14 protein-coding genes are annotated in these 24,251 nt (G+C 76.2%); 9 read left to right on the top strand and 5 right to left on the bottom strand.

What is annotated here, in order from left to right; genetic code table 11:
• Nucleotides 1–30 precede the first annotated feature (30 nt).
• Genes ACIA8Q_RS25125 through ACIA8Q_RS25095 form a run of 7 tightly spaced genes read left to right on the top strand, consistent with a single transcriptional unit; the run spans nucleotide 31 to nucleotide 13,244 of the window.
• Entirely contained in the window at nucleotides 31–6,336 is a 6,306-nt protein-coding gene (locus ACIA8Q_RS25125; protein WP_396317713.1) for a condensation domain-containing protein, read from the top strand.
• A gap of 38 nt (nucleotides 6,337–6,374) precedes the next feature.
• Nucleotides 6,375–7,742 carry an MFS transporter gene (locus ACIA8Q_RS25120; protein WP_360209556.1) on the top strand — a complete coding sequence of 456 codons (1,368 nt, stop codon included), beginning with the start codon at nucleotides 6,375–6,377 and terminating at the stop codon, nucleotides 7,740–7,742.
• Nucleotides 7,739–7,987 carry an acyl carrier protein gene (locus ACIA8Q_RS25115; RefSeq protein WP_360209559.1) on the top strand — a complete coding sequence of 83 codons (249 nt, stop codon included), beginning with the start codon at nucleotides 7,739–7,741 and terminating at the stop codon, nucleotides 7,985–7,987. Before ACIA8Q_RS25120 ends, ACIA8Q_RS25115 begins: the two co-directional genes overlap by 4 nt.
• Complete coding sequence (locus tag ACIA8Q_RS25110) at nucleotides 7,984–10,623, top strand: 3-oxoacyl-[acyl-carrier-protein] synthase III C-terminal domain-containing protein (RefSeq protein WP_387905446.1); 2,640 nt, start codon at nucleotides 7,984–7,986, stop codon at nucleotides 10,621–10,623. The genes ACIA8Q_RS25115 and ACIA8Q_RS25110 overlap by 4 nt, the downstream gene beginning before the upstream one ends.
• Before the next feature lie 14 nt (nucleotides 10,624–10,637).
• On the top strand, nucleotides 10,638–12,524 hold the full coding sequence (locus ACIA8Q_RS25105) for an HAD-IIIC family phosphatase (protein WP_387905448.1): 1,887 nt from the start codon (nucleotides 10,638–10,640) through the stop codon (nucleotides 12,522–12,524).
• Complete coding sequence (locus tag ACIA8Q_RS25100) at nucleotides 12,517–12,819, top strand: acyl carrier protein (RefSeq protein ID WP_396317712.1); 303 nt, start codon at nucleotides 12,517–12,519, stop codon at nucleotides 12,817–12,819. Before ACIA8Q_RS25105 ends, ACIA8Q_RS25100 begins: the two co-directional genes overlap by 8 nt.
• On the top strand, nucleotides 12,816–13,244 hold the full coding sequence (locus ACIA8Q_RS25095) for a VOC family protein (protein WP_396317711.1): 429 nt from the start codon (nucleotides 12,816–12,818) through the stop codon (nucleotides 13,242–13,244). The genes ACIA8Q_RS25100 and ACIA8Q_RS25095 overlap by 4 nt, the downstream gene beginning before the upstream one ends.
• A 9-nt stretch (nucleotides 13,245–13,253) precedes the next feature.
• Here ACIA8Q_RS25095 and ACIA8Q_RS25090 read toward each other — a convergent pair whose 3' ends face one another.
• The 3 genes from ACIA8Q_RS25090 to ACIA8Q_RS25080 form a co-directional block, all read right to left on the bottom strand.
• A complete protein-coding gene (locus ACIA8Q_RS25090; protein ID WP_387905453.1) occupies nucleotides 13,254–14,858 on the bottom strand; it encodes a phytoene desaturase family protein in 1,605 nt (534 codons plus the stop codon).
• Nucleotides 14,859–14,979: 121 nt separating this feature from the next.
• Entirely contained in the window at nucleotides 14,980–17,640 is a 2,661-nt protein-coding gene (locus ACIA8Q_RS25085; RefSeq protein WP_396317710.1) for a TIM-barrel domain-containing protein, read from the bottom strand.
• A gap of 176 nt (nucleotides 17,641–17,816) precedes the next feature.
• Nucleotides 17,817–18,452: an NAD(P)-dependent oxidoreductase gene (locus ACIA8Q_RS25080; RefSeq protein WP_396317709.1), complete on the bottom strand. Its 636-nt coding sequence runs from the start codon at nucleotides 18,450–18,452 to the stop codon at nucleotides 17,817–17,819.
• Nucleotides 18,453–18,625: 173 nt separating this feature from the next.
• Here ACIA8Q_RS25080 and ACIA8Q_RS25075 point away from each other — a divergent pair, with 173 nt between their 5' ends.
• Entirely contained in the window at nucleotides 18,626–19,330 is a 705-nt protein-coding gene (locus ACIA8Q_RS25075; RefSeq protein WP_360209774.1) for a TetR/AcrR family transcriptional regulator, read from the top strand.
• Nucleotides 19,331–19,382: 52 nt separating this feature from the next.
• Here the strand turns inward: ACIA8Q_RS25075 and ACIA8Q_RS25070 are convergent, their stop codons facing one another.
• Together ACIA8Q_RS25070 and ACIA8Q_RS25065 are read right to left on the bottom strand one after the other, a co-directional pair.
• On the bottom strand, nucleotides 19,383–20,282 hold the full coding sequence (locus ACIA8Q_RS25070; RefSeq protein WP_360209582.1) for a hypothetical protein: 900 nt from the start codon (nucleotides 20,280–20,282) through the stop codon (nucleotides 19,383–19,385).
• A complete protein-coding gene (locus ACIA8Q_RS25065) occupies nucleotides 20,279–21,292 on the bottom strand; it encodes an SPFH domain-containing protein (RefSeq protein ID WP_360209585.1) in 1,014 nt (337 codons plus the stop codon). The genes ACIA8Q_RS25070 and ACIA8Q_RS25065 overlap by 4 nt, the downstream gene beginning before the upstream one ends.
• Nucleotides 21,293–21,469: 177 nt before the next feature.
• Here ACIA8Q_RS25065 and ACIA8Q_RS25060 point away from each other — a divergent pair, with 177 nt between their 5' ends.
• Entirely contained in the window at nucleotides 21,470–24,235 is a 2,766-nt protein-coding gene (locus ACIA8Q_RS25060) for an AAA family ATPase (RefSeq protein ID WP_396317708.1), read from the top strand.
• Nucleotides 24,236–24,251 lie beyond the last annotated feature (16 nt).

Genomic DNA, 24,251 nt, shown 5'->3' with positions numbered 1-24,251 from the left:
ACGACAGGGAAGAGGAAGGGGTACGGACCGATGGCACAGGACGTGTCGGCGCAACTCGCCGACCTGACACCGGACCAGCGGGAGCTGCTGCGGTTGCGGCTGGCCGGGCGCGAACGGCGCCCGGAGCGGTTGCCGCTGTCGTTCACCCAGGAACAGCTCTGGTTCCTCGACCGGATGGACCCGGGCACCGCCGTCTACAACGTGCCGTTCGCCCTGGAGCTGGACGGGCCGCTGGACCGGGACGCGCTCGCCGCCGCCCTGAACGCCGTGGTGGCCCGGCAGGAGGCGCTGCGCCTGGTCTTCGCCGAGGACGACGACGGGCCCCACCAGTACGTCCTGCCCGCGGCCGAGGTCCCGCTGCCGGTGGTGGACCTGCGGGGGCTGCCCGCCGAGGAGCGCGCGGCGCGGGCCGACCGGACCGCCGCCGAACACGGCCTGGTCGCCTTCGACCTGACCCGCGGCCCCCAGCTCGCCGCCTGCCTGCTGGCCCTGGCCGACGACCGGCACCGGCTGCTGGTGACCGTCCACCACATCGTCTACGACGCGTGGTCCGGCGACGTCTTCGCCACCGAACTGGTCGAGCACTACCGCCGGTTCGCCGAGGGCACGCCGGTGGACCTGCCGGTGCTGCGCACCGGCTTCGCCGACCACGCCCGCGGCCAGCGCGAACCGGCCGCGCTCGCCGCCCTGGAGGAGCACCTGGCGTACTGGCGGGAGCGGCTGGCCGACGCCCCGCTCACCAGCACGCCGCGCCCGGACCGCCGCCGCCCGCCGGTGCAGACGCACCGCGGCGGCCGGCACGTCCGGGCCTTCCCGGCCGAGCTGACCGCGGCGATGACCGCACTGGCCCGGGAGGCCGGGGTCACCTTCAACGCCGTCGCCCTCGCCGGGTTCGGCGCTGCGCTGTCGCAGCACACCGGCCACCGCGACCTCGTCCTCGGCACCCCCGCCGCCGGGCGGCCGCGGGTCGAACTGGAGCCGCTGATCGGCTCCTTCGCCAACATGCTGGTGCTGCGGATCGACCTGTCCGGCGATCCCTCCGTGCGCGAGGCCGTCCGCCGCGCCCACCGGACGACCGGCGAGGCCTACCGGCACCAGGACGTGCCCTACGCGCGGGTGGTCGAGGAGGTCGCGCCGCCCCGCGACCCCGGCATCAACCCGCTGTTCCAGGTGCTGTTCACCGTCACCGACGCCGGCGCCGCCGAGCTCTCCGCGGCGGGCGTGCGGTTCTCCCCGCTGCCGGTGGACAACCGGCTCACCGACTTCGACCTGTTCGTGACGCTGTCCCGGCGGGCGGGCCGGGACGAACTGGTCGTCGACTACAACGCCGACCTCTACCTCGCCGGCACCGTCGAGCGCCTCGCCGAACGGGTGGCCGCCGTGCTGGCGGACATGGTGCGGGCGGCCGACGAGCCGCTGCACGCCCTGCCCTCGACGGCCCGCGCCACCGTCGCCGTCGGCGCCACCTTCACCGCCGACCTGATCGCCGACCCGCTGCGGCTCTGGCTGGACCTGCGGCAGGCCCCCGCCGACGTCCGGCTCGCGCCCTACGGCCAGCTCGTCCAGCACCTGCTGACCCCGGACGACGCGGCCGCCACCGTCGGTCTGCTGCGCTGGGAGGACTGGCTGCGCCGGTCCGCCGGGGACGCCGATCCGGCCGCGGTGCTGGACGCGGCCATGCGGGACTTCGAGGCCGCCGTCGCGGGCTACCGCCGCCGCACCGGCGCACCGCTGGTCCTGCTGCGCTGCCCCGCCTCCCCGGCCGCCGCCGAACGCGGCTGGAGCGGCCTGTTCGCCCGGCTGGACGACCGGCTGGCCGCACTGCGGCACGCGGTGCCCGGGGTGTCCGTCGACTGGGCCGAGGAGCACCCGTACCCGGTGCCGCACGACCCGGTGACCGACCGGATCGGCCACATCCCCTACCCGCCCGAGTACTTCGCCGCGCTGGCCGGGCTGGTCGCGCGGCGGCTGCCGGCCCCGGAGCCCGAGCCCGAGCGGGCCGCCTGCGCGGCCGCCCTGCTGGACGACCCGGCCGAGGCGGCCGCCCGGGTGGCCCCGCGCGCGGTGCGGGCCGGCGACGGCGCGGCGCCCGGCCGTGAGCCGGGCACGCCCACCGAGGTCAGGCTGGCGCAGATCTGGCGGGAGGTCCTGCGGGTCGCCGAGGTCGGCGCCGACTCGGACTTCTTCGCGCTCGGCGGGCACTCCCTGCTGGCCACCCAGTTGCTCTCCCGGCTGCGCCGCGAGTTCGGCCGGGAGGTGTCGCTGTACTCCCTGTTCACCCACCCGACCCTGGCCGGGCTGGGCGCGGTGCTCGACGCCGCCGAGGGCGCGGCGGCGGAGGTACTGGAGCCCGCGCCGCCCGGGGCGCAGCCCGTCGCCTCCTCGATCCAGCAGCGCCTCTGGGCGACCAGCCGGCTGGACAGCGAGGACGCCCGGCACAACACGATGTCCGCGATGACGCTGCACGGCCCGCTGGACGTCGCGGCGCTGGAGCGGGCGGTCGAGGAGGTGGTGCGCCGGCACGAGGCGCTGCGCACCACGTTCACCGAGCACCGCGGCCTGCCGGTGCCGGTGGTCCACCCCCGGCTGCCGGTCTGGTGCGAGCCGGTCGACCTGACCGGCCCGGCCGGCGGCGACCGGGAGCGGGCCGTCGCCGAGCGGATCGAGCGGCTCGCGGCGCACCCGTACTCGCTCGCCGACGGCCCCCTGGTGCGGGTCGAGCTGCTGCGCACCGCGCCGGAGGAGCACCGGCTGCTGATCGGGATGCACCACATCGTCTGCGACAGCACCTCCTGGGGGATCCTGCTGGACGAGCTGTCGGTGCTCTACGGCGCGTACACCGCGGGGCGGCCGTCCCCGCTGCCGGAGCCCGTGCTGCAGTTCGGCGACTTCGCCCACGACCAGCAGCGGTGGCTGGCCGGGCCGGAGGTCGAGACCCACACGGCGTTCTGGCGGGAGCGGCTGCGCGGCGCGCCGGCCCCGGTGGAACTGCCCGGCGACGTCCCGCCCGGGTCCGCGGGCACCGGGGCCGCCGGAGCGGACGGCACGGAGGAGGGCGTCGCCGGGCGGGCCGGGCGGCTGTTCCCGGCCGAGCTCGGCACGGCCGTGCGCGACCTGGCCAGGGCCGAGGGCGTCACCCCGTACAGCGTGCTGCTCACGGTGTTCGCGGTGCTCCTGCAGCGCGAGTCCGGCCGGAGCGACCTGGTCATCGGGATGCCGACGACCGGCCGGGACCGGGCCGAACTGCAGGGCGTGGTCGGCTGCTTCGCCGACCTCCTGCCGCTGCGTCTGGACCTCTCCGGCGACCCGGCGTTCCGCCGGCTGGTCCGCCGTCTGCACGCGGGCGTCAAGGACGCCCAGGCGCACCAGCGCCTGCCCTTCCCGAAGATCATGGAGGCGCTGCGGCTGCCCCGCGACTCCTCCCGGCACCCCCTGCGCTGCGTGCTCAACTACGCCGACGCCCCGGACGAGCCGCCGACGCTGCCCGGCCTCACCGTGGAGCCGCTGCCGGCCGGCCCGGCCGGTGCGGACTTCGACGTGCTGTTCACCGTGGACTGGCAGGGCGACCGGCTGGAGGCCGACTTCACCTACTCGGCCGAGCTGTTCAGCCACGGGCGCGCGGAGGCGGTGGTCGCCCGGTTCGGCGAGCTGCTGGCCGACCTGGTCGCCGCGCCGGACACGGTGATCGCCACGGACCGCCAGCCGGCCGCCGACCGGCCCGTCCAGCGGATCGGCGTGGCCTCCTCCTTCCCCACCGGGGAGCTCGGGGCGACCCTCGGCTTCTGGTCCGGGCTGCTCGGCGAACCCGCCCTGGAGGTGTCCGCGGCGCCGCCGGGCCAGGTGCGCCGGCCGCTGCTCGACCCCGACGGGCCGTTCCGGGCGAACGGGCTGGACGTGCTGCTGCTGCGCTGGGAGGACCTGCTGCCCGGCACCCCCGCCCGGCCCGACGGCGCCCCGGCCCTGCCGGCCGGCGTCGCCGCCCTGGAACGGGCGCTGGCGGAGCTCGCGGCGGCGGTCGGCGCCCACCGGGACCGGACGGACGGCGAGCTGGTGCTCGGCCTCTGCCCCGCCTCGGCGGCCTACGCCGACGACCGCTGGGCCGGGGTGTTCGGCGGCCTGTCCGACCGGCTCACCGCCTTCGCCGCGACCCTGCCTGGCGTGCACGTGCTGACGATGGACCGCTGGGCCCGCCGCTACGGCCTCGGCGCACCCCACCCGGGACGGGACGGCCTGCCCTACTCCGCAGCCTTCGAGACGGTGCTCGGCACGGTCGTCGCCCGGCTGGCCGGCCGGCAGCGGCACCGGCCGGTGGACACGGTGGCGGCCGACCCCTGCGCCTTCGGGCCGGAGCTCGTCCCGCTGCTGCGCGAACAGCTCGGCCACGGCCGGGAGGTGGTGCTGACGGCGCCGCCGTCGCTGCCGGAGCTGGACGCGCTGGTCGCCGTCGGCGCCGTACGGGTGGGCGGGGCCCCGGAGGGCGCCGTGCTGCTGGACCCGGCGGTGGCCCCGGCGCACCTGTGGCCGCTCGACGCACCCTTCCCCGGCCCCTCGGGGCGGCCGTCGCAACGGCTGTCGCCGGGCTTGGGGCAGGGCCCGTCGCAGGGCCTGACACCGGGCCTGGCGCAGGGCCCGTCGGGAGGCCCGTCGCCGCTCCCGCCCCTGCCGCCCGAGCTGCTCGCCGACATCGCCACCGGGCTGGCCACGGCCGAGGACGTCGCCGACGCCGTCCGCACGGGAGCGCGCCGCCCGGCCCGGCGCACCGCGGCCGCCCCGCGCACCGAACGGGAGCGGGCCCTGGCCGCGATCTGGGCCGAGGTCCTGCACCTGGGCGAGGTCGGCATCCACGACGACTTCTACGAGCTCGGCGGGGACTCCCTGCTGGCCATCACCGTGGCCTTCCACGCGGCGGAGGCCGGCATCCGGCTGTCCGCCCGGCAGCTCACCGAGCGCCGCACCATCGCCGAACTGGACCTGGACGCCGCGGCGCCCACCACCGGGCACGAGGTCGCCGAGGGCGAGGTGCCGCTGACGCCGGCCCAGCTCTGGTGGTTCGAGTCGGTCGCCACCACGATGGCCGAGCCCTCCTGGTTCAACCACCCGTACTACCTCGACCTGCTGCGGCCGGTCGCGGTGGAGCACCTGCGGGAGGCGGTGCGGCTGCTCGCCGACCACCACGGTTCGCTGCGGCTGCGGTTCCGCCGCACGGAGGACGGCACGCTGCGCCAGCACCACGCCGATCCGGCCGACGCCGTCCCCTTCGCGAGCCACGACCTGTCCGCGGCCGCCCCCTCGGAGCAGGACGAGGCGATGCTCGCGCTGGCCGCCGCGGCGCAGCGCACCCTCGACCTCACCGAAGGGCCGACCTGCCGGGTGCTGCACTTCGCGACCGGCCCGGACCGCCCGGACCGCCTGCTGATCATCGCCCACCACCTGGTCGTGGACGCGATCTCCCGCGACCTGCTGCTCGGCGACCTGCGGACCCTGTGCACCCGGCTCGCGAACGGCGAGCCGCCGCGGCTGCCCGCCCGGACCACCGCGTACAGCACCTGGGCCCGCCGGCTGTCCGCGCACGACCTGAGCGGCGAACTGCCGCACTGGCTGGCGCAGACCTCGGCGGCGGCCACCCTGCCGCCGCCGGACCACCCCGACGGCGTCACCACGCTCGCCGCCGGCGCGATGACCAGCACCACCCTGACCACCGAGCAGACCGACGGCCTGCACGAGGCGGTCCGCCGGCTGCGGGTCAACGTCCGCGACCTGCTCGTGTGGAGCGTCGCCGAGGCGGCCGCCGCCCGCGCCGGGACGGACGAGTGCCTGCTCGCCACCACCGGGCACGGGCGCGAGCACCTCTTCGCCGACGTCGACCTGAACCGGACCACCGGGTGGTTCCAGGTGATGTACCCCGCGCTCCTGCGGCTGCCGGAGACCGCCGACCCGGGAGCCCGGGCGGCGGCCGTCGCCCGGCAGCTGGCGCGGGTGCCCAACAACGGCATCGGCTACGGCGTCCTGCGCTTCGCCGGGCCGGACCGGGAGGTCCGCGCGCGGCTGGCCGCACTCGTCCAGCCCCGGATCGCCGTCAACTACATGGGCAACTTCGGGTTCGACGAGGTCGCCCGGGCCGACGACCTGTTCGAGGTCTGTGACGCCCCCTACGGCGAGACCGACGACGGCGTCGGCCGCTGGCCCTACGACCTGGACGTCGGCGGCGTGATCGTCGGCGGCCGGCTCCGGCTCGACGTCGGCTACGCCACCACCGTCTACGCGGCCGGGACGGCGCGGGAGTTCCTCGACGAGCTCCGCGCCCGCCTGGTCGGCCTGATCGGCCCGACCGGCTGAGCCCTCCGACCAACACCAGTGGAAGGACCTGCACGACCATGCGACGTCCAACCGGATTCGCGGCATTCGCCGTGCTGTGGTGCGGTCAGTTCCTGTCCGTCGTCGGCACGCGGATGACCAACTTCGCGGTCAGCGTCTGGATCTGGGACCGAACCGGCAGCACCACCCAGTTCACCCTGAGCCTCTTCTTCGCCTTCGCCTCGACGGTGCTCTTCAGCCCGGTCGCCGGCGCGTTCATCGACCGCTGGAACCGCCGGGTGACGATGATGATCTCCGAGCTCGGCTCGGCGGTCGCCACCGGGGCGCTGCTGATCCTGTTCCTGAGCGGGTCGACCAGCATGTGGCCGCTCTACCTGGTCAACTTCGTCACCGGCGCGTTCGTCGCGTTCCAGGTGCCGGTGTTCCAGGCCACCATCACCCTGATGATGGAGCGCGGGAACTACGCCCGGGCCAACGCGATGATGTTCGCGGTGCGTTCGACCCCCGAGCTGTTCGCCCCGCTGCTGGCCGCCCTGCTGCTCACCGTCACCAGCATCAGCACGATCCTGCTGGTGGACACCCTCTCCTACGCCTTCGCCATCGGCACCGTGCTGCTGGTGGCCCTCCCGGCCACCCCGGACCGGCCCGACGGCGCCGCGTCGACCTTCTGGCAGGACTGCCAGTTCGGCTTCCGCTACATCCTGCGCAGCAGACCGCTGCGCAACCTGGAGGCCTTCCTGGTCGTCATCAACGTGCTCGCCTCGACCGGCTACCTGCTGCTGCGGCCCATGGTGCTGGCCAGGACCGGGGACAGCGCGGACTCGCTGGCGCTGGTGCTGTCCACCGGGGCCATCGGCGGCATCGCGGGCACCGTCCTGGTGGCGGCGCTGAAGTCCCCGCGGGACAAGATGATGTTCGTGCTCTGGGCCACCGTCGCGTTCAGCGTCGTCGGCCGGATCCTGTACGGCATCACCGACCTGGTGCTGTTCCTCGGCGTCGCCCTGATCGTCGTGCACCTGTGCATCCCGATCATCGACGGCTACACCAACACGGTCTGGCAGGAGAAGGTCGAACCGCACGTCCAGGGCCGGGTGTTCGCGGCCCGGCAGTTCGTCGAGGAGCTGTCCATCCCGATCGCCACCCTGGTGGCCGGACCGCTCGTCGACCACGTCCTCGGCCCGTGGATGGAGCCGGGGGCGCAGGGCGCGCGGATCTTCGGCGGCCTGGTCGGCACCGGGCAGGCCGGCGGCATCGGCCTGGTCTTCGTCGGCATCGGCGTGGCCGGCACCGTGCTCGCGCTCGGGGCGTTCCTGATGCCCAGCATCCGGCGCATCGAGAGCGTCCTGCCGGACGCCGCGGCGGAGCCCGCGCTCGAACCGGCCGGCGGCCCGGCCGGGGACGGCGCGGACCTGGCGGTGGCGCCGTGACCGCCGCCGCCGAACCCGCCCGCCTGCACGCGCTCGTCGCCGAGGTCCTCGACCTCGACCCGGCGGCCGTCACCGACGAGGACGGCCCCGCCACCCTGCCCGAGTGGACCAGCCTGCGCCACCTCCAGCTGGTGGTGACGCTCGAGGAGGTCTACCGGGTCTCCTTCGCCTACGAGGAAGTGAGAAACGTGCCGACCATCGGCCGGCTGCGCACGGTGCTGCGCGCCAAGGGGGTGCCGGCATGACCGCGCCCACCCCGTACCGCATCCGCACCGCCTGGCGGGAGCTGTCCCGCACCGGCCCGGCCCCGGTGCTGCGGATCGGCCTGCTCGCCAGCTACACCGTCGACCAGCTGCTGCCCTACCTCGGCGTGCCGCTGCACGAGGCGGGGCTGCCGGCCCGGTTCCGGGTCGGCCCGTTCGACCAGATCGTCCGCCAGTGCCTGGACGACCGGGGGGAGACGGCCGCCGGCGAACCGGACGTGCTGATCCTGGCGCCCCGCTTCGAGGAGCTCGGCCCGGCCGGACCGCGGTGGACGACGGACCTGCTGGCCGTCGCCGACGCCGCCCGCACCGCCGCCGAGCGCTGGGCGGGCACCGTCGTCCTGGTGCTGCCCGCGCTGCCGGACGAACCGGACCTCGGGATCGGCGACGCCGGCTCGCCGACCGGGAGCACCGCCCTGGCCACCCGGGCCAGGGAGGCCGTCCGGGCCCGGCTGGCTGCCCTGCCCGGCGTGCTGGTCGCCGACGCCGAGGACGCCGTCCGGGAGGTCGGGGCCGGGCAGGCGCACCACCCCACGATGTTCCGGCTCGCGAAGGTGCCCTACACGGAGGAGCTGTTCGCCCGGCTCGGCGCCCGGATCGCCCGGCTGCTGATCGGCCGCTTCGGTGCCGGCGTGCGCGCCGTCGCGCTCGACGCGGACGGGCTGTCCGGCGGGGCGGCCGCGGCCCTGCGCGGCCCGCTGCGGGCGCTGCGCCGCGCCGGCACCCGGGTGGGCCTGTGCGCCACCGACGAGGCCGTCTGGCCGGCGCTCGCCAAGGAGTGCCCGGAGCTCGTCGCCGCGGTGGACGCGGCCGTGATCGGCCCCGGGCCGATCGACGAGCGGCTGGCCGGGGTCGCCGCGGCCCTCGACCTGCCGGTGCGGGCGGTGGCGCTGGTGACGACGGACGCCGGCCTGCGCCCGGGGGCGTCGGTGCTGCTCGGCGAGCAGCCCGACGGCTGGGCCGGCACGCTGGCCGCGGCCGGGCTGTTCGACCGCCCGGCACCGCCGGCCGTGCCGCCGGTCCCGGAGCCGCTGGGGCCGGAGGAGCCGGTGGCGGGCTCGGCGGCCGGGTCGGTGGCGGCCTCGGGGGCCGGGTCCGCGGCCGTGTCGCTGGAGGGGTTCGTGGCCGGCCTCCAGGTGGTCGTGGACGTCCGGCCGGTGGCCGGGCAGCTGGACGCGGTGGCCGAAGTGGTCGCCCGCGCCAAGGACTTCACCCTCGGCAACGAGCAGGACGCGGAGGACCTCGCCGGGTACGCCGGGGAGCTGCTGGCCGTGTCGGTGCGCGACCGGTTCGGCGACTACGGCCTCAGCGGCGCCGTCGGGCTGCGCCGCGCCGACGGCGTGTGCACGGTCGACCTGTTCTCGCTCTCCTGCCCGGTGCTCGGCCGGCGCGTCGAGGACGAGGTGCTGGGCGAGGTGGTCCGCCGGGCCGAGGGCGCCGACGTGGTGTTCCGCTACCGGGAGACCGGGCACAACGGCGCCGCGGTGGCCTTCCTGCGGGCGCTGCCCGGGACCGGCGGCACCGGCGCCGGGCAGTCGGCCCGGCTGCACGCCCTGACCTGGGACGCCCCCGCACCGGCGGCCGGACCGGCGGCGGCCGGCGTGCGCTTCGGCGTCGTCGCCCTCGGCGAGTCGCTGCCCGAGGCCTGCTCCGTCGCCGAGCTGGCGCCCTCGTACACCGCCGACCTGGACCGGATCCGCGGCTGGGGCTACCGCTCCTTCCACCGCGCGCCCGACGGGACCGGCCTCACCGACCTCGCCGTCGAGGCCGGCGAACGCGCCCTGGCCGAGGCCGGGGTCGCCGCCGAGGAGGTCGACCTGGTCGTGCTGGCCGTCGCCGACCTCGCCGAGTACCTGTACTGGGACCCGGCGGCCGCCACCCAGGCCCGGCTCGGCGCGCGCCGGGCCGAGGCGGTGCTGGTCAACCAGGCCTGCGGCGGCGGCGTCGCCGCCTTCGACCTGGTCGCCGGCCGGTTCGCCGTCCACCCGGACTACCGGACGGCCCTGCTGATCGGCGCCAACCGGGTCTGCGAGCCGTACTGGAACCGGATGGAGATCAACACCAGCGTCTACTCCGACGGCGCGGCCGCGGCCGTGCTCCGCCGCGACCACGGCGGCTGCCGCTGGCTGGCCACCGAGACCATCACCGACGGCGACTACGCGGACTTCATGCGGATGGACGTCGGCGGCGCGGCCGAGCCGTTCCGCGCCGGGGCCGCCGAGCAGCCGGGCGTGCGCAACCCGCAGGACCGGCTGGACGACTTCTTCCGGGGCGACGTGCGCGCCATGTACCGGTTCGTGTCGATGATCCGCAGCCGCGGCCGCGAGGTCGTCGACCGGGCCTGCGCGAGGGCCGGCGTCGACCGCCGGGACCTGCGCCGGGTGATCCACTTCAACGACAACGGCCGGCAGCTCGCCGACCTCGCCAGGGACCTCGGCGTCCCCGTCGAGCGGACCAACGTGGACTCCGCCCTGGACCACGGCCACATCGGCTGCGCCGACCAGCTGGTGACGCTGCGCCGGCTGCTCGCCGCGGGCGAACTCGCCACCGGGGACCTGGTGGCCCTGACCAGCACGAGCAGCGGCATGCACTGGGTGTGCACGCTGCTCCAGGTGTGAGAGACGGAGACGACATGGACACCGACGAGACCGTCCTGGCCCGGATCCGCGCGCTCCGGGACGAGGACGCGCCGCCCGACCCCGGGCTGCCCGCCGCCCTGGCCGCGCTGAGCGCGCCCACGGCACTGCGCGACGCCGGCCGCCTGCTGGCCGGTGTCGCCCCGGAACGGGTCGTGCCGCCCGGCCGGGCGCCACGGCCGCTGCGGATCGCGATCGCCGCCACCTTCACCGCCGAGAACGTCGAACCGCTGCTGCGGGTCGAACTGCTGCGGGCCGGCATCGCGCCGGAGATCCACGTCAGCGGCTACGACCAACTGCTCGTCCAGCTCACCGACCCGGGCTCCGAGCTGGCCCGCTTCGCCCCCGACGTCACCCTGTGCCTGCTGCACGACGAGGCGCTGCTTCCCGCCGACTGGGACCCGTCCGACCTCGCCACGCTGACCGGTCCGGCCGGCGAGCGGCTGGCCATGCTGGAACAGGCGGTGACCGGCTTCGCCGAGTCCTCCGGCGGCGCCGTGGTGCTGCACACCGTGCCCCTCGCCCGCTCCCGGCAGCGGCGCGTGATCGGCTACTCCGCCCGGGCCGGACTGGGCGCGGCCTGGCGGGACGTCAACCGCCGCCTGCTGGAGCTGGCCGGGCGCCACCCGGCCGTCCACGTCCTGGACTTCGAGGCGCTGCTGGTCGACCACCCCGGCCCGGTGCGGGACGAGCGGCTGCACCGCTTCGCCGGCATGGCCTGGACCTTCGGGGTGGAGGCGGAGTACGCCCGGGAGGCCGCCGCGCTGTGCCGGGCGGCGGCCGGCCTCGGCCGCAAGCTGCTCGTGGTCGACCTCGACAACACGCTGTGGGGCGGCGTCCTGGGGGACGACGGCCCCGAGGGCCTGCAGATCGGCGGCGGCTACCCCGGGAACTGCTACACCGAGCTGCAGCGCGGCCTGCTGGCGCTGCGGCGCCAGGGCGTGCTGCTCGCCGTGTGCAGCAAGAACGAGCGGTCCGCGGTGGACGAGGTGCTCGCCACGCACCCCGAACTCCTGCTGCGGCCGGACGACTTCGTGGCCAGGGCCGCCAACTGGGGCCGCAAGGACCACAACATCCGGCAGATCGTGCAGACCCTCAACCTGGGCCTGGACAGCGTCGTCTTCGTCGACGACAGCCCGTTCGAGTGCGACCTCGTCGCCCGGGAGATCCCGGAGGCCCGGGTGGTCCGGCTGGGCGGGGATCCGGCGGGGCACCTCGCGGCCGTCCTGGAGCCGCAGTTCTTCGGCGCGCTGACGACGACCGCGACCGACCGGGAGCGCACCGGCCTGTACCGGGCCCGTGCCGAGCGGGAGGAGTTCGCGGAGTCCTTCGCCTCCGCCCACGACTACCTGGCCGGCCTCGGACTGCGGGTCACCGTCACCCCGGCCGACGAGTTCGACCTGCCCAGGATCATCCAACTCGCCGCCCGGACAAACCAGTTCAACCTCAACCCGGGAGCGCACGGCGAGCGCGGCACCCGGGCGGCGGCCGCCTCGCCCGACCACCTGCTGCTCGGCTTCGAGGTCGCGGACCGGTTCGGCCGCGAGGGGCTGGTCGGCGCGGCCTGGATCGCCACGGGGCCGGACGCCTGGCTCGTCGAGAACTTCGTGATGAGCTGCCGGGTCTTCTCCCGCGGGGTCGAGCACGCCGTCCTCGCCCACCTGGCCGGCCTCGCCCGGGCCGGCGGCGCCACCACCCTGCACGCCGACTACCGCCGCGGCGACCGGAACGGACCGGCCGCCTCGCTGCTGGAGTCCTTCACCCCGATCGGCGGCCCCGCGGCCCCCGGTGACGCGACCCGCTACGCGCTCGACCTCACCGCGGCCGACGTGGCCGCACCCGACTGGATCGTCCTGGACGGAAGGGAGCCCTCCCATGTCTGAAACCACCGGAACCACCGGAACCACCGGCACGGCCGGCAGCACCGCCGGCACCACCCGCACCACCGACGTCACCGGCGCGCTCGTCGGCCTCGTCGAACGGGTCACCGGGCTGCCCGGCCTCTCCCCGGCCTCGCGCTTCCAGCAGCTCGAGAACTGGACCAGCCTGGCCGCACTGCGGCTGCTCACCGACGTCGAGGACGCCTTCGGGGTCCAGCTCGACCTGCGCACCTACTTCGCGGTCGCCGACGTCGCCGGACTCGGGGGCCTCGTGACCGCCGCGCTGGCGGACCGGTGATCCGCCGCATCGACCACGTCGGGATGGTGGCGGCGGACCTCGGGTCCGCGGCCACCGGCCTGCGGATGCTCACCATGAGCCCGGACGCCACCGACGCGGTCGCCACCTACGACGTCACCTGCCAGTTCTGGCGCCGCGCGGGCGACCCGACCGCGATCGAGATCGTCACCCCGTCCGGCCCGGCCAGCCAGGTCACCGGCCACCTGGCCCGTAGCGGGCCGGGCCTGCACCACGTGGCCTTCGAGGTCGACGACATCACCGCCGAACTGGCTGCGCTGAGCGCCCGCGGCGCGGTGCTGGTCGACGACGAGCCCCGCCCGGGCGGCCGGCCCGGGCTGCGCATCGCCTTCGTCCACCTCGGCCCGGCCACCGGCCTGCTGGTCGAGCTGGTGGAGTACGCGGACCGCCGGGAGGTGCGGCCGTAGGGCCCGCCGTCACCGCGAGGGGCGGCCGCCGCCGGCCAGGTCCTCCAGGACGGCCCGGGCCGCGTTGTGGCCCGGGATGCCGCTGACGCCCCCGCCGCGCACCGCCCCCGCCCCGCAGAGCAGCACGTCGGGGCGGGCGGTCGCCACGCCCCAGCGGGCGGCGGCGGTGCCGGCGGTGTCGGCGGTCTCGGTGCGGTACGGGAAGGCGAGGTCCCGGTGGAAGATGTGGCCGCCGGGCAGGCCGAGCTCCCGCTCCAGCTCGGGCGGCGTCCTGGCCTCCAGGCAGGGGCGGCCGGCGGAGTCGGTGGCCAGGCAGTCGGCGAGCGGTTCGGCGAGCACCTCGTCCACCTGGGCCAGCGCGGCGGCCAGGGCACGGTCCTTGGCGGCCGGGTCGGTGAACAGCCGGGCGGGCAGGTGCAGGCCGAACAGGGTCAGGGTGTGCAGGCCCTGGCGGAGCGCCTCGGGGCCGAGGACGGAGGGGTCGGTCAGGGTGTGGCAGTAGATCTCCGAGGGCGGTGCGCCGGGCATCCGGCCGGCCGCCGCCTCGGTGTGGGCGGTCTCCAACTGCCGGTAGCCCTCGGCGATGTGGAAGGTGCCCGCGAAGGCCTCCCGGGGGTCCGCGGCGGGGTCGCGCAGCCGGGGCAGCCGGCGGAGCACCATGTTGACCTTCAGCTGGGCACCCTCGGGGGCGGGCCCGGGGTGTTCGCCGAGCAGCCGGGCGAGCGTCGCCGGGGCGGCGTTGACCAGCACCCGGCGGCCCACCGCGACCGCCTCGCCGCCCTGGTGGCGGTAGCCGACCTCGGCGTCGCCGCGGCCGTCGGTGGCGATGCCGGTGACCTCGCAGCCGGTGCGGATCGTGGCGCCGGCCGCCAGCGCCGCCCCGGCCAGCGCCCCGGTGACGGCGCCCATCCCGCCGACCGGGACGTCCCAGTCGCCGGTCCCGTTGCCGATCACGTGGTAGAGGAAGCACCGGTTCTGGCGCAGTGACGGGTCGTGGGCGTGGGTGAAGGTGCCGATCAGCGCGTCGGTGAGGACGACGCCGCGCACCAGGTCGTCGGCGAAGGTCCGCTCGATCGTCTCGCCGAGCGGCCGTTCGAACACGGAGGTCCAGGCGTCCTCGTCGGCGACCCGCCGGCGCAGTTCGGCGCGGGTGGGCAGCGGCTCGGTGAGGGTGGGGAACACCCGCCGGGCGAGCCGCCCGGTCGTCTCCTGGAAGCGCTGCCAGGCCTCCCACTCCCGGTCCGTGCCGGTCAGGGCCCGGAACGAGTCCCGGGTGCGCCCGGGGTCGGACGCGTCCACCAGCAGCCCGGTGGGCTTGCCGTCCCGGACGGCGGGCGTGTACGAGGAGATCCGCCGCCGCCGCAGCTCCAGCCGCAGCCCCAGGTCGGTGACCACCTTCCGGGGCAGCAGGCTCACCAGGTACGAGTAGCGCGACAAGCGGGCGTCCACGCCCGCGAAGGCGCGGGTGGAGACCGCGGCCCCGCCCACCCGCGGCAGCCGTTCCAGCACGAGCACCCGCAGCCCGGCGCGGGCCAGGTAGGCCGCCGAGACCAGTCCGTTGTGCCCACCGCCGACGATCACGACGTCGTACCGGGGTGACGCGTTCGTGTTCATCCGGCCACGCTACGCCACCCCGGCGGCCGCGGACAGGGTGCCCGGCGACGCGACCGGGCTCCCCCGCGGAGGTGCGCGGGGGAGCCCGGTCGGCGGGGGGAGCCCGGTGCGGGCCGGCCGGTCAGCGGCCGCCGCGGACGATCTCCACCGAGAACCCGCGGTCGGTGGGCAGGGAGGGCGTGCGGATGTGCGTCACCCCGGTCGCCGGGTCGTGGTACCAGCCCGAGGGGGCGGCGTCGAGCGCGGCCGCCGAGTCCAGCCGGGGCAGCGGGCCGCCCCGGGTGACGACCAGGCGCGGGGCGTCCTGGCCGTGCACGGTGAAGCGGTAGGAGCGGGCGGCCGGCTTGCCGGCGTACGTCCCCGTGCTGGCGCCGACCCGGACGCTGGTGACGGCGCGGTCGGCGTGCACGTCGACCCGCTGCGTCGCCGAGGAGCCGGCGGCGAACTGCCGGGTGACGCCGTCGTCCTCGTACAGCGTGTACGAGGAGTCGCCCTTCGGGTAGAGGTCGTAGTCGAGCTCGCCGCGGTCGCGGTCCTGCCAGGAGAGCGTGCCCTTGGGCCACATCGGGACGATGGCGCCCCCGCGGACGAACAGCGGCAGGGTGTCCAGCGGGGCGGCGTAGCCGTCGATCGTGGTGGGGCCCTGGTAGGTGCGTCCGGTCCAGTAGTCGGTCCAGGTGCCCTCGGGCAGGTAGATGCCGTTGCGCACCGAGGTGTCGGAGTAGACCGGGGCGACCAGGAAGTCCGGCCCGGCGAGGAACTCGTAGGTGGCGTTCGGGCCGAGGGCGGCCGGGTCGTGCGGGTACTCGAGGGCGAGCGGGCGCACGGCGCCGACGCCGGTCCGGGTGGCCTCCGCGGACAGGGTGTACATGTAGGGCAGCAGCCGCTCCTTCAGCTGCAGGTACTTGCGGTTGATCGAGGTGTAGGGCTCGCCGTCCAGCCAGGGCTGCTGGTCGCGCTGCTCCTTGCCGGTCATGTCGCGGGCCCAGCCGTCCATGGTCATGACGGTGGGCAGGAAGGCCTTCCACTGCAGGTCGCGGGTGTACATCTGCGGGTCGCGCCGGAAGATGGAGCCGATGTCGCCGGTGTTGTAGGCGATGCCGGACATGGTGGCGCCGGCGTAGGTGGGGATCTGCCAGCGGATGTAGTCCCAGGACAGGCTCTGGTCGCCGCTCCAGAGCACCCCGCAGCGCTGGGCGCCGGCCCAGGAGACCGGCAGCCAGACGAAGCCCCGGGCGTCGCTGCTGTCCTCGATGCCGGCCTTGGCCTGGTCGCAGGCGTTCAGGGCGAAGTCGTAGCCGTTGCCGACCCAGGCGACGTCGAGCTTGCGCACCCGGACGCCGGCCTTGACCTCGGCGGCCTGGTCGGGAAGGCCGTTCTGGGTCCAGAGGCCGAGCTGGGCGTGGTCCTTGCGCAGGCCCTCGCCGGTCCTGGCGAGGTCCTCGTAGCCGCAGCCGTAGCCGTCGTTGACGAGCATCCAGCCGAGCGGCATGCCGTGCTGGACGTAGCCGTCGGCGACCTTGAGCGCGTCCAGGGTGTGGCGCTCGCCGCGGTTGGCGTTGTGCAGGTAGCAGTCGGAGTCGCCGGGTTCCAGGCCGTAGACGGGCGGCATGAAGGGCTTGCCGACGAGGGCGGTGTAGCGGCCGATCACCGACTTGATGTCACCGGTGAAGTAGTAGGCGTCCAGGCGGCGTTCCTGCTGCCCGGTGTGCACGGGGGAGCCGAAGTCGTAGGTGCCGGGGGCGAAGGTGTTGCGGAAGACGCCGTAGCCGGCGGTGGAGACGTAGAACGGCTGGGAGTTGTTGTAGCCGCCCTCGTTCCAGTTCGAGCTGTTGGCGACGTGGATCGTCCGGTCGCGGTGGGAGAAGGAGCCGTTCTGCTCGCCGCCGCCGAAGAACTGCTCGTCGGGGCCGCGGACGAGGCTCTGCCGCAGCCCGCCGGTGCTCCAGCGCAGCGGGGCGGCCTCCTGCCAGAGGGCGGTGCGGTCGTCGGCCTTGTACAGGCCGAAGCGCAGCGGGTGCTTGTAGACCCGCAGCACCAGGCCGGGGGAGCGGATGCCGTAGTACGCGCCGGCGTCGAAGGTGCTCGTGTTCCGCTGGGGTGCGGGCTGGGTGCGGACGATGGTGCGGCCGGCCGGGTCGGTGAGGACGCCGTCGGGGGCGGCCTGCAGCCGGAGCTGGTCGTCGGCGAGGAAGTCCACCCGGGCCCTGAGCGCGCCGGCGGCGATGTCGTAGCCGCCCTGGGAGCCGGTGAGGGAGGTGAGGTCGCCGGCGTCGGCGGTCTGCGGCAGGTAGGCCCGGCCGGTGAAGGAGCCGCCGTGCACGTCGTAGGGGACGACCAGGACGTGGTAGGTGCCGGAGGCCTTCGGGATGACGGTGGCCTCGGGGTCGGCGGTGCCGGCGCTCTGGGCGACCTCCTTGCCGGCGTCGTCGTAGACGTACAGGTCGAAGTCGTCGGTGGGGTTCTGCCACTGCACGGAGACCGGGACGCCGCCCTCCGGGTTGTCGTCCCAGTAGCCGGCGGGGACGGTCACGGTCAGGTCGAAGCGGTCGCAGACGGCCCCGCCCGGGTCCTGGCCGGCGGGCGGGCAGGTGCCCGGGCCGCCGAGCGTCCCCTTGGCGTACTGGGCGCTCTGCCAGGTGACGCTCTGGTGGTCCTGGTCGAGGACGGCGGAGCCGGGGGTCGCGGCGCGGGCCGGCAGGGCGGGCCCGGCCACGGCGGCGATGCTGGTCAGGGCCACGCCGAGGGCGGCCCGGCGTAAGCGCTGGCGAACCTGGCGCACGGTGGGTTCTCCCGTCGATTGCGCAAGAGATGTTCACTTGCTGCGCGAAGTTGCTTGAAAGTAGGCAGTTTCAAGCAGCTTCACAGCTATCGCCGGGACATGTCAATGGCGGCGCCGCCCGTCGGCCCCGGGTCTGACCGGGGTCGGCGGACGGCGTCCGGGGCCGGGCGGGTCCGTCAGGCGCTCACGCCCACGGTGTGGCCGAAGGTCTCCGGGGCGGCGACGAGGTCGAGCATCGCCCGCGCGACGTCGGACCGGCTGACGGAGCTGGTGGGCGGGCCGGAGTCGACGCTCCGGCGGTAGTGGCCCCGGCCGGGTCCGTCGGTCAGTCGCGGCGGCCGGACGGCCGTCCAGTCCAGACCGCTCGCCCGCAGGACGCGCTCCATCGCCTCCAGGTCGGTGTAGACGTCCCGCAGGAACGCCCGGAGCAGTGGCGAGAGGATCCGGCCGGCGAGCACGGACTGGCCGGCCCCGGTGCGGTTGAGCGGCGCCGCGCTCACCGTGAGGATCCGGCGCACCCCGACCTCGGTCATCGCCGCCACCACCGCCCGGGCGGAGGTCGAGGCGGGCTTCAGCGGGTCCGAGCGGCCGTTCGCGCCGATGCCGGAGAGCACCGCGTCGGCCCCCTCGACCACGGGCTTCAGGGACGCGGGGTCGAGGGCGTCCGTCCGGACGACGGTCAGCCGCTCGTGGCGGAGCGGCAGTCGCGCCGGATCGCGGACCGCCGCCACGACCTGGTGCCCGTCGGCCAGGGCGTGGCCGACCAGATGGCGTCCGACGCCTCCGGTGGCGCCGAGAACAGTGAGTCGCATGACTGCTCCCAGGGGGTGAGTGAATGCTTACTTCGATGGTGGGTGAGTGCTCACCCACCTGTCAAGGTAGGCTGGCGCCCGTGAACCGAGACGGCGCGGATCGAGACGGCGGCAAGCGGGGCGACGGGGGCCCGGGCGACGCGGGCCCGGGCGGGCCGGCGGCCGCCGCGCCGCTGACCGGCGGGGCCCTCACCCGGGCGCGGGTGCTCGACGCCGCGGCCCGCCTGATCGCCACCGTGGGGCTCACCCGCACCACCACCAAGGAGATCGCCCGGGCCGCCGGCTGCTCCGAGGCGGCGCTGTACAAGCACTTCCGCGACAAGGAGGAGATCTTCGTCCGGGTGCTGCGCGAGCGCGCCCCGCGCCTCGCCGACGCGGTGGCCGACCTGCCGGGCCGGGCCGGCCTGGGCTCGGTCGGCGAGCACCTGGAGGAGGTGGTCCGGGTCGCCGTCCCGTTCTACCGGCAGTCCTTCCCGATGGCCGGATCGCTGTTCGCGAGCCCCGAGCTGCTCGCCGCCCACCGCGGCAAGCTGGGCGACGCCGGCCCGCACAACGTCAGTGCCCGGCTCGCCGACTACCTGCGCGCCGAACAGCGGCTGGGCCGGGTCTCCTCCGCCGTCGACCCGGACGCCGCCGCCATGCTGCTGATCGGGGCCTGCTTCCACCGGGCCTTCCTGGAGCTCTTCTACGCCGCCGAGGCCCCCGCCGAGGCGCTCCGGCCGGCCGGGGCCGAGGAGTTCGCGAGGGCGACCGTCCGGGCCCTGCTCGGCGGGGTGCTCCCGCCCGGCCCGTCCGGCCTCGCGGACGCGTCCGGCCCGTCCGGCCCGTCCGACCCCGGCGAGGCGCCCGGCCCGTCGGGCGCCTCCGACGCGCCGTAGGCCCTGCGGACCGCCGGCACCCGCCTGTGGGCCGGGATCCGCCGACGGGCCGTCAGACCACCAGCCGCAGCCGGTTCTCCGCCACGCCGACCCGGACGCTCTGCCCCCAGGTCAGCTCTAGGGCGTCCGACTCGACGCCGTCGCCGAAGGCCACCAGCCGGTCCGACTCGACGGTCAGCACCAGCCCGCGGCCGTCGTCGAGCACGCCGTGCACCCGGCTGGTGCCGGTGGTGGGCGAGGGCCAGGCCTCGCGGACGAACCAGGCGAGCGACGGCGCCACCGCCTCCGGCAGCGGCACGGGGCCGCCGCGCTCCAGCCAGGCGGAGCGGCACCAGCCGGTGGCCCCGGTCCCGGTGCCGATCAGGACGCCCGAGGAGGCCTGCGGCTCGGCCTCCTCCCCGTCCACCGCCAGCCGGTACCGCGCGGTCTGGTGGCCGGGCTGACCGAGGTACACCTCGTTGAGCGCGAGCAGCCGCTGGGTGTCGTCCGCGACGGCCTCGACCATGGTGCGCTCCTCGACGTGCCGGTCGCCGCCGCGGGAGACGGCGGCCGCCAGCAGGACGGGCAGTGCGGAGGCGCGGTGGCGGACCAGGATGCCGGGGTTGCGGCCGGGATCGGCGTCGACCCCGATCACCGGCTGCCCGTCGAGGTACTTGGCGGCGTTGGCGACCAGCCCGTCCTGGCCGACCACGACCACCACGTCCCCCGGTTCGAACAGGAAGCGCGGCAGGTCGGCGCGCTCGACCCGGGTGCGCCGCCAGTCCAGCGGGACGGCGGCGGCGGCCCGGGCCAGCGCGGCGGCCTGCCGGTGGTGGCGCTGCTCCACCTCCTCGACCGAGCGGCCGCGGGAGGAGAGGAAGAATGCGGCCTGCCCGGGCGTGCCGTGGTGGGCGAGCAGCTCCTCGTACTCCGTCCGGCGGTGCACCAGCACCGCCCGGGGGGCGAGGCTCACCGGTCCGTCCCGCCCGCGGGGCCGCCGAGCTTGGCCAGCAGCCCGGTCAGCACGTCGGGGGTGAGCGTGATGCTGTCGATCTGCGGCAGGTGCTCGGCCAGCCGCATCAGGGCGAGGGCCCGCAGCACGGCCGGGTCGGCCTGCTGGTGGGCGGTGAGCCAGGCCGCCTCGGCGGCGGCGCGGGCGTCGCCGAGGGCGCGGGCGGCGTCCGCCTCGGCGCCGGCGAGCCGGATGCGGCGTTCGGCCTCGGCGTCGGTGCGGACCCGCCCGGCGACGGCCTCCTCCTCGGCCTGGAGCCGGCTGTTGGCGCCCTGCTGGGCGAGCAGCTGTTCCTCCCGGCGGGCGAGTTCGATCCGGTTGGCGAGCTCGTTCTCGGCGATGCCGCGCTCGTGCTCGACGGCGACGGCGCGCCGTTCGAAGGTGGCCCGGTCGGCCTCCTGCTGGACCAGCTCCCGGGCGGGCGTGCGCAGGGCCCGCTCCACCTCGGGTTCGGGGCGCAGGGCGACGACCCGGACGGCGATCACGGCGAGGCCGGTCTCGGCGATCCGGGGTTCGGCGGCGAGCCCCTCGGCCATCCGGTCCCGCACGGCGCTGACGCCGTCGACCAGGGCGGCGGCGAGGGTGGTGCGGGCGAGCAGTCCGAGCGCGTGCTGCTGGGCGGTCTCGGTGAGCAGGGTGGCGAGCTGGTCGAGCGGGGCGGCGCGCCAGGCGCCGGTGTCCGGGTCGATGCCGAAGTCGACGCGGCTCGCGGCGACGGCGGGTTCGGTGATCCGGTAGGTCAGCGTGGCCTGCACGGTGACGTCCTGGAAGTCGGAGGTGCGGGCGTGGAAGAGCATGGCGAGCTCGCGGTCGTCCACGGGCACCTCGGAGAGGGCGGCGGTGAGCGGCCGGAACCAGAACGCCAGGCCGGTGCCGTCGTGGACGACCTTGCCGCGGTTCAGGTGGCGGATGTGGGCGGTGGGGACGGCGCGCAGGTGGCGCAGTCCGAAGCGTCTGGTGATGTCGGCCATGGGGAGGAGCACCTCTTCTCGTCATGAGGACGATAAAGGTCCCGGGTGCATCTCGTCAAGATGACGAGAAGGGGTGGTGAGGGCCCGTCGCGCACGTCCGCCAGGCCCGCTGACGAGCGATAACCTGGGGAGGCCGGGGCAGCGAGCAGGCCGGCCGACCCGGGAGGAACGAGAGTGGTGGACGAGACGCGGGGCCCCGCCCTGATCGGCCGGCGGCGGGAGACCGGGCTCCTGGAGGCCGCCCTGGTCCGGGCGGCCGGCGGCGCCGGCGGCACCGCCGTGCCGCTGCGCGGCGAGGCCGGGGTCGGCAAGAGCACCCTGCTGGCCTGGACCGAGCGGCAGGCGCGCGGACGCGGCTTCACCGTCCTGCGGGCCGTCGGCGCCGAAGCGGAGACCGACTTCGCGTTCGGCGCGCTGCACCAGGCCGTCTGGGCCCTCCTGCGGCGCTCGGACGGCCTGTCACCCCACCAGCGGGACACCCTGGAGAGCGCGCTCGGCGTCCGGGCCGGCACCCCGAGCGGCTTCGCCGTCGGCGCCGCCACCCTCGCGCTGCTGGGCGACGCGGCGCGCACCGCCCCGGTCCTGCTCCTCCTGGACGACCTGCACTGGGTGGACTCCTCCAGCGCGGCCGTCTTCGCCTTCCTGCGCCGCCGCTGCGCCGAACTGCCCCTGGTGATCGTCGGGGCCGGCCGCCCGGCGGGTTCGGCGGCCTCGAGCTGGTCGGACGAGCCGGTCGACGTGCGCGCGCTCGACCGGGCCGACGCGGCGGCACTGCTGGCCGACCGGCACCCGGGGCTGGCCGCGACCACGGCCGACCGGGTGCTGGCCGAGGCCGTCGGCAACCCGCTGGCACTGGTCGAACTGCCCCGGCAGCTGGCCGGCGCCCAGCAGCGCGGCGCCGCCCCGCTGCCGGACCACCTGCCGCTCGGGCGCACGCTGGAGCGGATGTTCGCCGAGCGGCTCGGCGGGACGACCCCGGAGGCCGGCCGCCTGCTGCTGCTCGGCGCGCTGGCCACCGGCGCGGACGCCGGTAGTGGGTGGCTGAGCGCCCTCGCGGACGAGGACGCCCGCCGCAGCCTGGAGCGGATCGAGGCCGACGGGCTCGCCCGGCTCGACCCGGCCGGCCGGCTGGTGTTCCGCCACCCGCTGGTGCGCAGCGCGGTGGTCGCGGGCGCCTCCGACGCCGACCGGCGCGCGGCCCACCGCACGCTCGCCGCCGCCCTCGCCCCGGACGACCCGCGTCGGCTGGTCCACGAGGCCTCGGCGGCCCTGTTCCCGGACGCCGCCCTCGCCGACCGCCTCCAGGAGGTCGGCCGCCGGCTGGCCCGCCGCGGCGGCGACGCGGAGGGCGCGCTGCTGCTGGAGCGCGCCGCGGCCCTCAGCCCGGACCCGGCCGACCGCGCCCGCAGGCTCACCTGGGCCGCCGTGATGGCGGCCCGCGGCGGGCAGCTGCGGCACAGCGCCGAGCTGGTCGCCGGGCTGTCCGGCGCACCCGTCCCGGCGGACGTCGCCCCGCTGTTCGCCTACGCCCGGGTGTACGTCGACCAGAGCCACCGGGTCGACTTCGCGTCCTCCGCGGCGCTGCTGCCCGCAGCCCTCGACGCGATGACCGCGCCGGGCGCCGACACCTTCGGCGGGCTGGTCGAGCAGGTCTACTTCAAGCTGCTGCTGTCCGCCACCCACACCGACGACCCCTGCGCCTGGCGGGCCCTGGAACGCCACCGGGGGAGCGTCTCCGAGGCGGGCCGGCTCTGCCTGCGGGCCTGGACCGACCCGGACCCGGCGGTGGCCGGGGAACTGCGCGCCGTCGCCGACGGGATGACCGAGGAGCAGGAGGCGGGCGCCTCCTGGCTGCTGCTGTGGACCGCGTCGGCGCTCGACTGCCCCGGCGGCGACCTCTGGCAGCGGCTCACCGGCCTGCACGGCTTCGCCACCCAGGGCTCGGTGGCGAAGGCCAAGTGCCACGAGGACTTCCTGCTCGGCCGCTGGGAGCAGGCCGCCGTCTGCCTGCGCGAGGCGGCGGTCGCGGACGAACTCGGCTACCACGCCAACGCGCTGATGTTCCGCTACTACCACGCCCAGTTCCTGGCCGGCCGCGGTGACGAAGAGGGGCTGCGGGAGGTCGAGCGGGCGATCGGGCCGACCGCCACCCGGGCCAGGATGCGTTTCGTCCTCGACCGGCTCGCCCACCTGCGGGGCCTCGCCGCCCTCGCCCACGGGCGGTACGAGGAGGCGTACGCGCAGCTCGCCCCGGTCGCCCCGGGCTCCGCAGTCCCCCCGGCGGCTCCGGCCGAGCGGCCGCCCGTCGGGCCGCCCTGGCGGCACGCGCTGGTCCTCGACCTGGTGACGGCCGCCGTGCACACCGGCCGCCACGCCCAGGCGCGGGCGCACCTGGCGGCCGCGCGGGCCGTCGGCGCGGCCGGGATCTCCGGCCACCACGCCTTCCTGGTCGCGGCCGCCGCCGCGGTGGCCGCCGACGACGCCGGTGCCGACGAGGCGTACCGGGCGGCCTTCGCCGTACCCGACGCCGAGCGGTGGGTGTTCGACGCCGCCCGGCTGCGGCTCGCGCACGGCTCCTGGCTGCGCCGGCGGCACCGGCCGGGCGCCCGCGAGGTGCTGCGCGCGGCGTACCACGCCTTCCGCCGGCTGCGGGCCGACCCCTGGGCGCGGCGCTGCCAGGAGGAGCTCCGGGCCGCGGGCGAGCAGGTGGCGCCCGAGCCGGGCGGCCCCGCCGCGGCCGCCGAGGAGGGCGCAGGCCCCGCGGCCCTGACCGGGCAGGAGCTGCGGATCGCCCGGCTGGCGGCGACCGGCCTGACCAACAAGGAGATCGGCGGGCTGCTGCAGCTGTCGCCGCGCACCGTCGCCGCGCACCTCTACAAGGTCTTCCCGAAGCTCGGCATCACCTCGCGGGCCGCGCTCGCGCACGCCCTCGGCCCCGGCTGACCGGCCCGGTCCTGTC

Origin of the sequence: Kitasatospora sp. NPDC051705 (assembly GCF_044453265.1) — a bacterium.
Classification (GTDB): Bacteria; Actinomycetota; Actinomycetes; order Streptomycetales; family Streptomycetaceae; genus Kitasatospora.
The sequence above is the reverse complement of the archived record's forward strand: the minus strand, read 5'-3'. Positions and strand labels throughout refer to the sequence as shown.

Coding starts and splice junctions, on each gene's coding strand:
- ACIA8Q_RS25090 (WP_387905453.1), bottom strand. CDS start 14,858: ATGAACACGAACGCGTCACCCCGGTACGACGTCGTGATCGTCGGCGGT.
- ACIA8Q_RS25065 (WP_360209585.1), bottom strand. CDS start 21,292: ATGGCCGACATCACCAGACGCTTCGGACTGCGCCACCTGCGCGCCGTC.
- ACIA8Q_RS25105 (WP_387905448.1), top strand. CDS start 10,638: ATGGACACCGACGAGACCGTCCTGGCCCGGATCCGCGCGCTCCGGGAC.
- ACIA8Q_RS25120 (WP_360209556.1), top strand. CDS start 6,375: ATGCGACGTCCAACCGGATTCGCGGCATTCGCCGTGCTGTGGTGCGGT.
- ACIA8Q_RS25125 (WP_396317713.1), top strand. CDS start 31: ATGGCACAGGACGTGTCGGCGCAACTCGCCGACCTGACACCGGACCAG.
- ACIA8Q_RS25110 (WP_387905446.1), top strand. CDS start 7,984: ATGACCGCGCCCACCCCGTACCGCATCCGCACCGCCTGGCGGGAGCTG.
- ACIA8Q_RS25100 (WP_396317712.1), top strand. CDS start 12,517: ATGTCTGAAACCACCGGAACCACCGGAACCACCGGCACGGCCGGCAGC.
- ACIA8Q_RS25080 (WP_396317709.1), bottom strand. CDS start 18,452: ATGCGACTCACTGTTCTCGGCGCCACCGGAGGCGTCGGACGCCATCTG.